This is a genomic window from Streptomyces sp. GESEQ-35, assembly GCF_017948485.1.
Taxonomy (GTDB): Bacteria; Actinomycetota; Actinomycetes; order Streptomycetales; family Streptomycetaceae; genus Streptomyces.
This window is the reverse complement of record NZ_JAFFSX010000037.1, coordinates 93,302-107,096: the sequence shown is the minus strand read 5'-3', so window position 1 is coordinate 107,096 and position 13,795 is coordinate 93,302. Positions and strand designations below refer to the sequence as shown.

At 66.4% G+C, this 13,795-nt stretch carries 14 protein-coding genes and 1 pseudogene; 12 read left to right on the top strand and 3 right to left on the bottom strand.

Annotated features, from left to right (window positions below):
- Window positions 1–328: 328 nt before the first annotated feature.
- From KCH87_RS49765 to KCH87_RS44565, 5 genes are all read left to right on the top strand, one after another.
- Window positions 329–820, top strand: a complete 492-nt coding sequence (locus KCH87_RS49765) for an ATP-binding protein (protein WP_247197737.1) — start codon at window positions 329–331, stop codon at window positions 818–820.
- Window positions 821–864: 44 nt separating this feature from the next.
- Entirely contained in the window at window positions 865–1,137 is a 273-nt protein-coding gene (locus tag KCH87_RS49760; protein WP_308299067.1) for a hypothetical protein, read from the top strand.
- Window positions 1,138–1,286: 149 nt separating this feature from the next.
- Window positions 1,287–1,454: a hypothetical protein gene (locus KCH87_RS44575; RefSeq protein WP_167307964.1), complete on the top strand. Its 168-nt coding sequence runs from the start codon at window positions 1,287–1,289 to the stop codon at window positions 1,452–1,454.
- Between the two features lie 85 nt (window positions 1,455–1,539).
- Complete coding sequence (locus tag KCH87_RS44570) at window positions 1,540–2,736, top strand: JmjC domain-containing protein (RefSeq protein WP_210593685.1); 1,197 nt, start codon at window positions 1,540–1,542, stop codon at window positions 2,734–2,736.
- Window positions 2,670–3,527 (top strand): aldo/keto reductase, encoded by an 858-nt coding sequence (locus tag KCH87_RS44565; protein WP_210593684.1) that lies wholly within the window; start codon window positions 2,670–2,672, stop codon window positions 3,525–3,527. Before KCH87_RS44570 ends, KCH87_RS44565 begins: the two co-directional genes overlap by 67 nt.
- Here the strand turns inward: KCH87_RS44565 and KCH87_RS44560 are convergent.
- On the bottom strand, window positions 3,515–4,372 hold the full coding sequence (locus tag KCH87_RS44560) for a hypothetical protein (protein WP_210593683.1): 858 nt from the start codon (window positions 4,370–4,372) through the stop codon (window positions 3,515–3,517). The two genes, KCH87_RS44565 and KCH87_RS44560, sit on opposite strands and share 13 nt — an antisense overlap.
- A gap of 77 nt (window positions 4,373–4,449) precedes the next feature.
- Between KCH87_RS44560 and KCH87_RS49755 the strand changes: the two are divergent.
- Window positions 4,450–4,675, top strand: a pseudogene (locus KCH87_RS49755) (flavoprotein); the annotation flags it as partial.
- Here KCH87_RS49755 and aspS read toward each other — a convergent pair.
- The gene (gene aspS, locus KCH87_RS44555; RefSeq protein WP_210593682.1) at window positions 4,665–5,975 is read right to left on the bottom strand and encodes an aspartate--tRNA(Asn) ligase; all 1,311 of its coding nucleotides are present in this window, start codon (window positions 5,973–5,975) and stop codon (window positions 4,665–4,667) included. The pseudogene KCH87_RS49755 and the gene aspS overlap by 11 nt on opposite strands.
- Before the next feature lie 739 nt (window positions 5,976–6,714).
- Between aspS and KCH87_RS44550 the strand changes: the two genes are divergently transcribed.
- The 6 genes from KCH87_RS44550 (at window position 6,715) to KCH87_RS44525 (ending at window position 11,940) form a co-directional block, all read left to right on the top strand.
- Window positions 6,715–7,422 carry a hypothetical protein gene (locus KCH87_RS44550; protein WP_210593681.1) on the top strand — a complete coding sequence of 236 codons (708 nt, stop codon included), beginning with the start codon at window positions 6,715–6,717 and terminating at the stop codon, window positions 7,420–7,422.
- Between the two features lie 118 nt (window positions 7,423–7,540).
- On the top strand, window positions 7,541–8,932 hold the full coding sequence (locus KCH87_RS44545; RefSeq protein WP_210593680.1) for a HEPN domain-containing protein: 1,392 nt from the start codon (window positions 7,541–7,543) through the stop codon (window positions 8,930–8,932).
- Window positions 8,933–9,414: 482 nt separating this feature from the next.
- Complete coding sequence (locus KCH87_RS44540; protein WP_210593679.1) at window positions 9,415–10,101, top strand: DUF317 domain-containing protein; 687 nt, start codon at window positions 9,415–9,417, stop codon at window positions 10,099–10,101.
- Between the two features lie 106 nt (window positions 10,102–10,207).
- On the top strand, window positions 10,208–10,666 hold the full coding sequence (locus KCH87_RS44535) for a hypothetical protein (protein ID WP_210593678.1): 459 nt from the start codon (window positions 10,208–10,210) through the stop codon (window positions 10,664–10,666).
- A 227-nt stretch (window positions 10,667–10,893) separates the two neighbouring features.
- Window positions 10,894–11,448: a hypothetical protein gene (locus KCH87_RS44530; RefSeq protein ID WP_308299066.1), complete on the top strand. Its 555-nt coding sequence runs from the start codon at window positions 10,894–10,896 to the stop codon at window positions 11,446–11,448.
- A 90-nt stretch (window positions 11,449–11,538) separates the two neighbouring features.
- Complete coding sequence (locus KCH87_RS44525; RefSeq protein ID WP_210593676.1) at window positions 11,539–11,940, top strand: hypothetical protein; 402 nt, start codon at window positions 11,539–11,541, stop codon at window positions 11,938–11,940.
- Between the two features lie 144 nt (window positions 11,941–12,084).
- Here KCH87_RS44525 and KCH87_RS44520 read toward each other — a convergent pair whose 3' ends face one another.
- A complete protein-coding gene (locus tag KCH87_RS44520) occupies window positions 12,085–13,794 on the bottom strand; it encodes a mobilization protein (RefSeq protein ID WP_210593675.1) in 1,710 nt (569 codons plus the stop codon).
- Window position 13,795: the final 1 nt, after the last annotated feature.

The following is a 13,795-nucleotide window of genomic DNA, read 5'->3' as shown; positions in this document are numbered from 1 at the left end:
CGAACTCGGCCTTGCCCCATCCGCGCGTGTGGAGAAGGAAGCTCAGCGGGTGGACCGCCAACGGCTCACCAGGCACGTCAACACTCCCGTCATCCCCTCGCGGTGTAGTGGGGAGGCTACTTCGCGTGTCCGCTTACGGGGAGGGCGTCCCCATGAGGAACCCCCTAGAAACGTTCCGCCTTGCTGGCTAGAGCCGTTGACTGAGTATCAGCCGTCCACGGAGCCCACGCAGGGCGTCCACTCCGGGACCGGTACTCAGATCGGCGGCTCCGCCCCTGTTTCCCCGTCGGGGACGGAGCCGCTCTCCAACTCCTCGGAGGCGTCAGCCATGCCCACGCTCTTCCATCGGTTCGTCCTCGCGGGAGAGGAGAGGGAAGTGTCCCTCGCCCGGCGCAAGGTCGTCGACAAGGTGCGTGCGTGGGGTGTGCCGTTGAACGACGACACGGCTGACGCGATTCGTCTTGTCGCCTCCGAACTAATCACCAACGCCGTGGTCCATGGGGAGGGGCCCGTCACCGTCGCGCTGTATCACCGGCCCGGCCGCCTGGTGATTGACGTCCTCGATGACAATCCCGCTGCTCCGCAGGTGAGTTGTGCACAGGCTGACGACGAGAGCGGGCGCGGCCTGGAACTGATGGAGCTTCTCGCTTCGCGGTATGCCTGGGAGCCCGCCGGCCAGGGGAAACGCGTATGGGCGGAGATCGCGCTTCCCAAGGCGGCGCCTGCTATTCGAGTAGCCGTTCTGCGCAGGCTATTCGCGCTACGGCCGAAACGCGGCGTGGTAGCCGAGCCTGAGCCGCTCACTCTGGCGGTCGCATGATGGGACGGCACGCTTTACGAGCGAATCCGCTTCCTGATCCTGACGTGGTCTTCCGGCCCACCCGCCGCGACATCGACCCCGTCACCAGGGAGCCGACTGATTACGCGCTATGGGATCGCCACGAATGGCAGGCGCGCGGCGAGTGCTGGCTGTGGTGCGGACGTGACGACGTCGAGGTGACGTGGATCGGGCCCGTCCGGTCGAGCGGCATGCACGCGGCCCTCTACGCCTGCCGTGCCTGTCTGTACGAACTGGACCAGCGCGTTCTGGAGATCAACATGCGCGAGGACGCAGACGGTCTTCCGAATCACCGCTGACCCGCCCTGTCCGGCCGGCGCCGGACTGCCGCTCATCGCGCGCCCAATGACCGCCGCCCCACGGCAACTCACGTCTCCCACGGCCGTGGAGCGGCCATCGACCTCCCGTCGGAGCCCTGGCGGGAGAAGCGAAGAGGAAGGAGTACGAGGTGGCAGAGCCCACGACACCGCCTCCGGCCCGGAGCGGCCTCCTGGTGGCGGTGCAAGAACTGACCGCCGTCCATGACCGGTACGACAGCCTCCGGTCGGACAACCAGGGTAGTTCCGGTGACGCGCCGTGGCCGGGTGGCGACGGCAACCTGCACGACAGCGAGTAGGCAGCAAGCGGTGAGGGCCGGCGCGCTCGGCTGTGCCGGCCCTCGCTGTGTCCGAATCAGTGGTCGAACCGATGGAGGACGCACGATGGAACATCGATTGATCAATGCCATCGAGGCAGCGCTCGGCTGGAGTGGAGCCGAGAAGCTGGGCAAGGACTTCGTACGCGGGAGCATGGACGACCCCGCACTCGTCTCCCGCATCATGACCCCGAACCGCCTGCTCGACGTCGCGATGCGTCGGAGTCTGAACCGCCCGCAGTTCCGGTGCTTCCAGAAGGGCGAGGAGGTCCATCCGGCCATCTACTACACCGACAGCGTCAGCCCCCGCGGCCAGAGCATCTCCATGGTCAACATGCGCAGCCTGGGCAGGCTCCTGGGCGAAGGCGCGACAGTGATCATGGACCAGGCCAACGTCTTCGATCCGACGATGGAGGTCGCCTGCCGGGCCTTGCAGTGGTGGTCCCGTGAGCGAGTCCAGGTCAACGCGTATCTGACGACGAACGACGCCTCCGGCTTCCCCCTGCACTGGGACGACCACGATGTCGTCATCGTTCAGCTCGCGGGTGAGAAGGAGTGGGAGGTGCGCGCGACCTCCCGCGCGGTCCCGATGTACCGGGACGCCGACCCCAACAACACCCCGAGCGACGAGATCATCTGGTCCGGTCTGATGCGGGCCGGCGACGTCATGCACATTCCGCGGGGCCACTGGCACCAGGCGACACGGACCGGCAGCGGCTCCGGCAAGAGCCTTCACGTCACGTTCGGCATCACCAAGCGCACGGGGGCGAGCTGGCTCGCGTGGCTGGCCGACTGGTGCCGCGAGCGCGAGATCTTCCGCCACGACCTCGACCGCTGGCACGGAACCGGCACCGACGCCCTGACCGAGGCCGCCGCCCAGTTGATCAGCGAGCGCCCGCCCGCCGACTTCTTTGACGCATACGAGCAGGCGACGGCACTGCCTCGGCACGTGCCATTCCTCGACATATTCGGGCCGCTCTACGCCGTGGTGTGCACCACCCATTTCCCGCCCCAGATTCAGGAGCACGGAGAGACCGTCGACATCGTGGCCTCGGGGAAGAAGCTCACCCTCGCGGCCAAGGCCCTGCCCGCACTTCGTCTGCTGCTCAGCGGCAAGCCAGTTGAGCTGGAACAGGCCGTGGCCGTCGTCGGAACCGACGTTACGGAGGTCGCTGAGATCCTGGTGAAGGAGGAGCTGTGCGCGGTGCTGACCCCCGAGTTGTTCTCGGGCTACACCGGTCTCGTCACGAACGCCGGCTCCTGACCGGGGCGCTCGACCTCGGTGTCACAGCACTCGACACCAGTACCAACTACCTCGGCTTCCGTTCGCATCAGATCCTGGCGCAGACGGCCGGAGATCTGCTGCCGAAGTTCACCGTCTCCACGAAGGTGGGCTACTTTCCGGGACCGGGCGGGGCGGAGCATTCCCTGGACCCCGTACGGCTGCACGCGGCCGTGGAACAAGCGGCTGGGGACCTGGGGCAGGAGCCGGATCTGGTGTTCCTGCACAACCCGGAACACTCGCTCCGCAAGGCTGGCCCGCATGGCCAGGAGGCACTGGTAGAAGCGTGCGCTGCCCTCGATGACGCTACGGGCAAGGGCCTGTGTGCCGCCTGGGGCATCGCGTCCTGGGATCCATCATCCCTGGTCGGACTGATCGGCCCGACCGTACCGAGGCCAGCGACCCTCATGGTCCGCGCCGGCCTACTCGTCGGAGTCAGAACGCTGGATGCCGCGGACGCCCTCATCAAGGCGTGGGACCTGGACCCCAGCGAGGTATGGGGCATGAGCCCCTTCGGCGGCAGTACCAGCGACTCGGTGTGGGCCAAGATCGACCCCCGCGTCTTCCTCGGTGACAGACGTCAACTCTCGTGCGTGCAGGCGGCGTTCATAGCCGCCTATCACCTGCCGAGGGTTGGCACTGTGGCTGTGGGCACTGATGAGCCCGCCCATCTGGGCGAACTCGTCGGCGCCCTGGTCGGCGAGGTCGAGGAACGAATGGTCCAGGAGTACCGGAGTCTCCTGCGAGACCGTTCACGCGATCAGCCGGTCTGAAGCTCCTTGATGACCTGTTCGGCCATGCGCCGGGCGGGTTCCAGCCGAGGGTCTTCTGGGTGCGCGTACGGCCCGAGGATCTTCGAGCAGGCGAACAACGTCATCAACTTGCCGTCCCGGCTCTCGAAGTCGGACCGGCGCTCGTGCCATACGCGATCGGCCAGAGCCGGGACGGCAAGGGAACTCGCCCACAGCGAGGCCGAGTCCAGCCCCAGCGGCGCGTTACCCCAGTCCTCCCAGTCGAAGAGACTGAACGCCGGAGCGGTCATGTTGGCCCAGTTCAGGTCCGCGTGGGCTGGCGCCCACTGTTCAATGGCCGTATCGAAATCGTCGGAGAAAACGCCTCGGACGGACTCGGTGACCAGGGCCTGGGTGATGGTGTCGGTGTCCGGCGTGGCGATCCGCCTCGTGCTCTGGGCCGCCAGCGCGTCCAACGACGCGTTCAACGCCTCCCACCAGTCATCCGGCAGCTCCGGGGCTTCACTCAAGATGGCGCTTCCGACAGGAGCCCCTGGCAGGAGCTCGGTCTCGTCGGCTCGCCACATCACCGGCCCATCCGTGGCCCGCCAGACCACACATCCGTGCCATTCGGGCTGGGCGATGCCCTTCAGACGGGCGGCACTTTCAGTCCCGTTCCAGCCCTGGCCGGAGATCTTGTCGAGCAGGCGCCGCTCGATCCGTACCCAGGTGCCGCGGTCTGTTCTGGCCCCCACGGATCGACGCTTGCGCACCATCGTGTCCGGGAGTAGCCCCACTTGGAGAGACCGCTCGACGCGATCAAGAACCTCGTCAACCGGCTGTACACGTAGGTCGACAGCCTGACCCGTGGAGACCGAAAGCGCCATGGACGCGACCGTAGCAGTGGTGCGGTTAGAGGTGCCCGCTGCCGAGGTACGGGCGGTAGGCGCCAGCCACTCCAGAACCTGACTGTCGGGTCCCCACCGCCGTCCTGCCGTATCTGAACTCTGCCCAGGCCGCCCATCCTGCGTACGGCCTGAGCTTGGAGCGGCTACGCGGGATGGGCGCCCTGATCGGTTCGTCCGAGCCCCACCGTCCGAAGGCCGGGGGCGGGGCGGACCGGTTCTGTTGGGAGGAGAAGCTGGAAACTGCTCAAGCCCAGATTGTCCGTGCGGCTGGCTATGGGGTGAGCCGGTTCGGCCCGCGGAAGAGGAAGCTGGCTTGGCGGATGGAGTCCAGACCGAGCATCACCATCAGCACCCGCCCGAGACCCATGCCGAGGCCACCGTGGGGCGGGCATCCGTACCGGAACGCGTTCAAGTAGTCCTGCATCGGCTCAGGGCTCATGCCCTTCTCGGCGGCCTGCTTCAGCAGCACGTCGTACCGGTGCTCGCGCTGCGCGCCGGTGGTGACCTCCAAGCCCTTCCAGAGCAGATCGAAGCTCAGGGTCACGCTCGGGTCGGCGACAGCCCGCATGTGGTAAAAGGGCCGGATGCCGACCGGGTAGTGCGTGATGAACACGAACTCGTGCCCGGTGGCCTCCTTGATGTGGGTCGAAAGGCCCCGCTCACCCTCCGGGTCCAGGTCTTCTTTGCCCCCTACCGGGTCCCAGCCACTCGCGCGCAGAATCTCATGTGCCTCGGCCATTGCGATGCGCGGGAAGGGCGTCGTGGGCACGGTGACCTCGACGCCGAAGTGCTCGGCGATCGCCTCACCGTGCGCGTCGGCGACCTTGGCGATCGCACGGGCGAGCATCTGCTCCTGAAACGCCATCACATCCTCGACTCCGTCGACCCAGGCCAACTCCACATCGATGCCCGTGAACTCGGTGGCGTGCCGCGAGGTGAATGACGGCTCGGCACGGAAGACCGGCCCGATCTCGAAGACCTTGTCGATGCCGGCCGCGATCGCCATCTGCTTGTAGAACTGCGGCGACTGCGCCAGGTAGGCGCTGCGGCCGAAGTAGCCGACCTCGAAGACCTCCGCGCCGGACTCCGAGGCGGTGCCCATGAGCTTGGGGGTGTGCATCTCGGTGGCGCCCTGCGCGTAGGCGTACTCGCGCATGCCCTGTTCCAGGGTGGTCTGCACGGCGAACAACAACTGGGTGGCAGGACGGCGGCGCACGTCCAGGAAGCGCCAGTCCATTCTCTGCTCCAGCCCCGTGTGCTCGTCGATGGGCAGCGGTGTCGCGGCCGGGTTCAGTACCTCGACAGCCTCGGGGACGATTTCGAGGCCACCGAGCTTGACCTGGGCTGCGTCGACGACGCGCCCTGTGATCTTTACAGCGGTCTCGGGGGTGAGAGCTTCGAGTTGGGCCTCCAGCGGCCCGTTGTCGCGCTTGTGGGTCACCTGCACCATGCCGGTGTGGTCGCGCACGATGGCGAACTGCATTTGGCGCTGCAGGCGGAGCGTGTTCACCCATCCGCAGACGGAAACGGTACGGCCAACGTGTTCTCGCAGGTCGGAGACGTGTATGCGGCTGTGGATCATTCGGTCCTCCGAAGGACGTCGTCATGATCCCTTGGAAGTGCGGGCGAGAAGGGCAACTCGCGGTACCACCGCACTTTCGCCGCCATGGTGGCGACCTCGTTCAGGCCCAGTGACGGGGGCCGGCCGGCGGGGCATTGGACCACCAGACGGGGTCGTTTCTCCCCGCGCTCAGGAGGGTCTTCACCACGGGACGCGAGACCGCCTTCCCAGCTTCCAGCGGCTCTCTCTGCTCGCGTGATCTGTGATTACTCGGTCTCCGTCAACGCGTTGCCCAGCATGATACGGAGCGTGCGTTGGCGGCGGCAATCAGAAAACCACGGGCCTGCAGCCGGAGGCACATGAGTCGCCTAGAGCGGCACCCAATCCCGCCGTGAGCCGCTCGACCGCAGCTTCTCGACTTCTTCAGCGGTGCGCGGACGGTGGACAATTCGCGTGGCGGCCGACGCGAGAGACGACCCGTCCGCCGTCGATGCGGAACACCGCATAGTCACCGAGTCGCAGCATTTCTACGCCGTCGGGGTCCAGCCGCACCAGGATGCAAGCTCTACGCAGAATGCTCTCTGCCGCTGGGGAGTCAAAAGCGGTTTGTTCGCTCATCGTCATGCCGTCTGACCCTCCCGTGCACACGCAGAGTGAGGGTGATCCACCCCCGCGTACGAGGGTAAATGCGTCCACCTTCTTTCCAGTTGTCCGTTGTCATCCAATCGAGGCGTTTTGATAGCGAACCTAGTCGTGTGAGGTGCGCGCTGGGGAAGACATCATCGCCGCCCGGTACGCCGTCACCGGCAAACAACGTGACAACCGGATCGTCGCGCTGCCGTCGCTGTTCCGGCACGCGAAAAAGAACGGCCGGATCTTCCGCAACCCCACGACCCACATCCGCGTTCCCCGACCGACCGGCGGCGTCATCCAGGCTCTCGGCCAGGCGGCCATTGACGAGGTGACCGCCGCTGCCACCAGCCCGGACCTCCGGCTCATCGTCGCCCTGGCCGCGGTCCACGCGGCACGGCCGAAGACGATCCGCGCCATGCAACTGGACGACCTGGATCTCGGCAGCCGGCGCATCACCGTCGGCGGCTACGCCCGCCCGCTCGACGACCTCACCCGCCGTGCTGTCCTGGACTGGCTCGACTACCGGCGCAGCCGTTGGCCGAACACGGCCAACCCTCACCGGCTGATTACCCAGAAGACCGCCGTCGAGCTCGGCCCGGGGGGCAGGCTCTGGACCACCCGGGCTGCCCGCGATGTCACCGCCACCCTTGAACGTCTCCGCGTCGACCGACAGCTTGAAGAGGCCCTCACCCACGGCGCCGACCCGCTTCATCTTGCCCTCGTCTTTGGCATCGACGAGAAGACCGCCATCCGCTACGCGGACTCGGCACAGCAGCTTCTTGATCGTGTCGGTGAGAGACAGCAACACGTGAGGATGAGCCCCGGGGACGCTTGAAGCTGGCGGGATGGTGCTTCGTCCAGGTCTGCCTCACTCTGGATGACCGACCTCGGCGATAGGCTCCGGCCGGGATAAATCTAGGAACTGGCGGTGGCCGTAGCGCTAGCGTGACGTCATGGTAAAGGCCAGAGAGATCCGAGAAGCCACACTTGACTGGTTGAGGCATTTGTCGCAAAACAGGCTCCCGTCTGATGAGTCAGACTTCCTTTGGGAGATCTTGGCGGAGCAAGAAGCCTGGGAACCAGTACGTGACGCCGTCGCTGCCGCCGTGCCTTCTGACATTCGGGACGACCTGTACTTTTGGCCAGAGGAGAAACGCGAGAGTTCACCGATCATCAATGATGCGGTGCTACTGGACGTCAGTGGCCTCGCATCGGCTGTCCGTGCAATCGATACAGGCGCGGTTGTCTCTCTCGATGAGCTGGCCGCAGATTTCGCCCGGTTCTGCACCGGTCCGAAGCCTGTCTCGGAGGATTGGCTTCTCCTTGAGGCCAACTTCCCGGCGGCGACCCAAGTCCCTATCGGCGAGTACATCCTGCAGACATTCACCGCAGACGAGCTCAATCGGCTGCAGCCGCTGGCTGCCGCACAAGCATCGTTGCCCAACCGGAGCTTCCCCGTCCAGTCCTTGGCGGGAGCCCCCTTCCTGCACCGCGTGAATCTTGAGCGCCTGTTGGCTCAATGGGGGATGGAGCTGCAATGGGATATGCGGTCGCGCGAAGAGTTGCTCCACTGGAAACCGTTGCTACCCCTTCTCCTCTGGTCACCAGAACTCACCCGGGTGCAGGCTCTCTACAAAGTCGAGCGTGGGCGCCGCGTCCGCCTGGACTACGGGGAGCCCATCGTCGTGAACACCTATGAATACGACGAGGACGCCGGGAAGGACTTCGATCGCGATGAGTTCGAATCCGGCTCGTATCGCGTTGGGGAGCTTGAACTTGAGAGGTTCGCAGCCTTCTGCCAAACGGTCAACAACCGTCTGGAGGAGGTGCTCGCTGGTAGCGGTAAATCGGGCAAGAAGCGTGCGCGACGGTTGACCAGAGCTTCCAAGCATCTTGTCCGGGCAACGCACCGCACCTACGGCGGTGTCATGACCAAGCAAGTCCCCGAAGACGAAGCCGAGGAGGTGCTCCTGCAATATGTCATCGCCATGGAGGCACTTCTCGCTGATGAGGACAACCTTGACCTGAGTCGCAAGGTCGCCTACCGAGCTGCCACCCTCTGGCAAGCCGACGAACAGCGTCAGAAAGTCGCCGAGCTTGTCAAGGACGCCTATACAGAACGCTCGAAGTACGTACACGGCGACGACTTGGCAGGCCGTGTCTCCCTCGGCGACCTTCGCGAAGTCGCGTCGCAGACCCTGTTGCGCTGGCTGATCCTGGCAACAAGCGACGCCCAGGACGTCCCAAAGCTTGTCGATGAAGCGATGCTTTCCGACACGGTTCGACGCACGAGCATCATTGAACCGATCAATGCCTTTTTCGCGTCGTACTCCCGGTCGACCTGATATCCAAGATAACCATCGACCCCGTTGTCTGGACCCGGACCGCCCCCGGCGCCACCCTCAGGATCTACCACTACAGCATCACCTGCGGCCGCGTCTCCGGTATCGGTCGACATCCTGACTCGTTCGACACGCAGTTCGAGTCCGAAGCGGCGGCGCTCGGTTTGACGCCTTGCGGCGTGGACCAATGCCGCCAGGTTCATGACGAGCTTGAGAGTCTGCTCCCACGCACACGAACGTGACCGCGGCGTCTTTGACATTCAATCCAGTCGCCGCAGATCAGAGGGCCGCCTTCGACTAACTTCGCTGTCCAAGGACACCAGTTCGCCCGGGGCAGACAGGAAAACCCCGGAAAGGACTGGTGCACGGCCGCAAGCCATGTCAACGTACAACGCCCCGCTAGAACACCCACTCCCAGACCCACGGAGGCGCCCCTGTACCCGCACCACCCCAGCGACTCCCTCAGCCCCGACTCGCAGGAGCCGTTGTACTGGGTCACCCCGCGCCACTTGGCCGGTGACGACAGTGCTCTCGCCGAGCAGATCGGCACCACCTTGACCGGCCTCGGCTGGCGCGTGTGGCCCACCTCCCGTAACACCTTGTTGTACGTGAGCCCGGACGAGCTGTGCGGTGCCGAGTGGATCCTTGCTTCCTACCCGTTCGAACTGGGCGGGCTGCCCGTGGCCTGGCACCTGAGCGCTCGCCCGCATGCCGACTCCGCCATGACGGAGTGGAACGCCTACTTCACCGCGGGTATCCCGTACGAGGTGCTCGCCGACCTCCTTGTGGCGATCGATGCCCGCGAGGCACCCGACATCGGCTTCGAAGGGCCCGAGACGGTCCTGGACGCGCTCGGTGCCCAAGGCTGGGTCCGTGACCTGGACAGCCCCCACACCACCGCAATGGACCCCGGGTTCTCCGCCACCGTCTCCCTGGGGCTGCAGCCGCCGCTTGTCCAGGACGCGGACCCGCGCCCTGACTTGATGGGGTGGCAGGCGCGGGCGGAACCCGTTCTCGGCGCCCCGTATCTGTGGTGCGCCAGCTTCAGCGCCAGCGTCCCCCATGACCTGGTCGCCGCCTTCGCCTCCTCCCTGGGCTCGCCGGCGCTCGTGTCCCGCCGAACCCTGCCCAAGGACGCCGAGGGGCGGCTCATGGTCGTCCGTCGCAGCTGACGCCCCACGCCCTGGGAGTGCCTGTTGTGCCGCTCCTCGCCGACCGCCGTTTCTCCCTAAGCGGACCGTTCCCCGAACTCGCCAGATGGCAGAGAAGGAGGCTCGTATGTTCCGAATATTCCGGCGACGTGCTCGTGCCGACCGTGAGTTCCGTGATGCCCAGCGTGCGAGTCAAGCGCTGCTGCAGATGCACACCGAAACGCCTTGGCCCGATGTGCTCGGCTCCGTCGCAGCTACCGCCCAGGACGCCACCGAGGCCGCGGTGGCGCGCGACTTCCTGCCACCGTACTTTCGGGCGCCGTCCCGACAGGACGTCGCTGGCTTCATGATGCGCTGGGACCAGCCGCTCGTCATTGACGGTGAGGTACGCGAGTGTCCCGAGTGCGGCGCGTACCGGAACTGGGTTGTCCTCTGCATGCGCGATGACTCGGTGTGGCTGCGGTGCCGTGCCGGCCATGAGACGAGGGAGCTGGGCCTGGATGCGGCCTGGTACAACCGCCACTCCGGTCCGGCCGACCGCTGGCACCCCACCCTTGAGGACGGGCTGCGCCACCTCGGCTACTGAACCCCGGAATCTACTTGGCCCCGTTTCCCTGTCGGCGCTCGGAGGGCCGGCCTGGTCAACCTGTCCGCTCCGCAGATCACCAAGGGGTTCGCATGCACCTTCACACCACGACCGTCCTCAGCCTCACAGCCCTCGCCCTGACAGGCTGTTCGACCGGCGGTGCTGAGTCCGTTGGCCCCACTCCCTCGACGGCCGTCTCGGCGCGCTCAGAGGGCGAGAGTGCCTCGGTGTCCGCTCCACTGTCCTCATCCGCGCTGGCGGAGCGGCTCCTGGACGAGAGGGATCTGGGTGAGAGCTATGTCCGGCAGCCGCAGCGTGCGGAGCGGCACGATGACGTCTCCGTGATCGGCTGTCCGACGCTGGAGGAGCTCGATGGCAAGGCTGCGGTCGGTGGCAGCCTCGACTTCTCCCACAGCGCGAAGGTGTCCTTCACCTACGTCGGTGACGGCGGTTCCCAGGTGTCCGAGGAGCTGTACAGCGACACCGAGACCAGGCTCTCGAAGGGCGTGGCCCGGATATTCGAGGCTATGAACTCCTGCCCCACGTACCAGGTTCTCGGCGGCAGCACCTCCGTCACGGTCACGGCTCAGAAGGCGCTCGCCGCCCAGTTGGGCGACGAACAGTGGAGTCAGTTGCTGACCTTCTCTTCTGGTGGGCGTAGCAGCATCGTCAAGCAGACGGCCGTCCGCACCGGAACGGTGGTCGTGGTCGTTGCCGGCTCGCCGGGCCTTGTCGACGCGCACCTGGCGAAGGCTGTTGGCAAAGTGCGGCGCACACGGTGATTTCGGGGGACGTGAAGGGGGCCGGTGACCGGGATGTCTTCCCGGTCACCGGCCCCCTTCCTCATCTGAGGATGCGGTCGGTGCCGCCGTTTGTCAGAAGGTGTGCGGGGTGAACGGACGGACAGGTTCGGCCGCCGCGTTGACCAGCCGCTGGAGCTTCAACCGCTCGTTCTTGTTCATGATGTCGATGGCCTTGCCGAAGGACTGCTCGTCGAGCTGCTCCAGGAAGGGGGCGAGGAAGCGGTCCAGGACCTCGGGGGCTTCGAGCCAGGTCTGCAGGTACTCGTGGTACCGGTCTATCTGCTTCTTCGCCTCTTTGACCTCGTTGATGGTGGGCGCGAGGGCGGCGGCCTGTTCCGCCTTGGTGAAGGGGCCTCCATCGTGGTGGGACCAGGTCTTGGTGCCGGCGTGGTACTTGAAGTACGCGCCGCACAGCTGAGCGACGACGTGTCGGCGGGGTTCGATGAGGGGGATGCGGGTGCTCCTTGTTGAGGGGTGGGGCGGTTGGGCAACACATAGGGTCCGGAGAATCCCCGGTTTCGGTAACCGGGGATGTACAGCTACGATCCGTCGCTTCGTATCGGTCCGTGGCTGCGCGCGGTGTCGTTCCTCGTAGCCCAGGCCAGGGGCTCCAGCTCAGCGGGACCGTCCGGGGTGGGACGTGGGCGGCGTGTACGCGGCCGGGAGCCCGGAATCGGTCAGTGTGGCGGTCTGAGTGCGAAGGCGGCGGGCCTGCGCGGTTCGTGCGCCGGGGCCGGGTGCGTGCCGGTCGCCGAGGCGCTGGATGCGCCAGACGAGGACTTCGGATGCTGACTTGGCGTCGTCCAAGGGCCGCTGCTGGGCTGCCTGTTGGAGGACGGTGGCCGGGTTGTGGCCAGCGGCTTCGGCGGCAGCGAGGGTGGCGGTTAGGGCGGGCCAGGCGTTTTCGGTGAGGATCTGTTCGGTGTGGCGGGGCAGGACCTCGTACAGGGTGCGGGCGTACCGGTGCACCGTGTTGTCGGAGGGATGGCGCCTGGCGAGTGCGGCGAGGCTGGTGGGGGCTATCTGGTCGTAGGCGGCTTGCAGGTGGGTGAGCGTCTGACGGGCGGCGGCCACCTGCCGGTCGTGGTGGTGCAGTGCGCTGTGGCGCTGGACTGCAAGGACGACGAGGATGGCGGCGTCCAAGAGCATGGTCAGCCCGGTGTGGTCCGCGGGCTGGTAGCGCATGGCCTTCAGCGCGCCCCGCAGTGCGCGGGCGTGCTGGTGGTCGGCGCGGGCGCGGGTGTGGGCGGCGTGTTCGAAGGCGGCAGCCGCACGTTGGAGTTCGGCCTGGAGTCGGACAGGAGCATGGGCAGGGAGCGCGTAGAGGACTTCGCCGAAGACGGTCAGGTGGGCTTGGACGGCCTGGTCATTGGCGTGGGCGAGGTGGTGGGGGATGCGTTCGGCGGCAGCGGTGGCCACGTGCCACGAGTTGGAGCGGTACTGGCGGGCTGACGGGGTTGCGGTGGGCTGTGCCTCGGTGGCGGCCAAGCGCTGTTGGATCTGGGGGAGGGACAGGTCGGTGGCGAGGTTGGAGCCGGAGAACCACATGGGCGTGCCGGCGTCGGGCAGGGCTACCTTGTAGCCCTGAAGGTCACCTGAGGGCAGTGTGCGGGTCTCGACCTGAAGGCCGGCATCGGCGAGCAGGTTGAAGAACTCATCCAAATCCTTCGCGTGGGACAGCGCGGTACGCACGGTGTGCCGCAGCCGCTCACGCGCGATCTTGTCGTGGCCCAGGCGCTTGGCCTTCTCCTCCTCGGCCCGGGTGGAGCGCTTCGCCGCCGAGCTGCCGGCAGCAGCTTCAGGGCCGCGTGCAACCCGGGTGAGGCCGAAGTCCTCCTCGACGGCTGTGAGTTCGTTCATGGCGTGGTGGTAGTCGTTCCAGTTCCGCGGCGGGCGCAGATCACCGCGCACCTTGGTGGCGACGATGTGGATGTGGTCCTCCGCGTGACGCACAGCAACCCAGCGGCAGCCGTCCGGATCGCCATCGGGTGCGATGCCGGTCGCGTGCACTATGCGCCGGGCGATGGTGGCCCACTCGGCGTCGGTGAGGATGCGGTCCTCGGGCGCGGCGCGGATCGAGCAGTGCCACACGTGTCCCTCAGGTGCCTTGTCGCCAGCTTGCTTGACACGCAGATCCAGGGCCTGGGTGAGCTGGCCGAGCCTTTGCTTGTGGCCAGGGCTGTCCCAGGGGCCGGGGTCGGGGACGAAGTCGTCCCAGGAGGCGACGATGTGCTGGTCGGTGTGTTCGTTGGCGCGGCCTTTGTCGAAGAGGTAGGCCAGCACGCCGTAGGTGTGGTTGCCCGGCTTGACGATGTTCGCGATCACC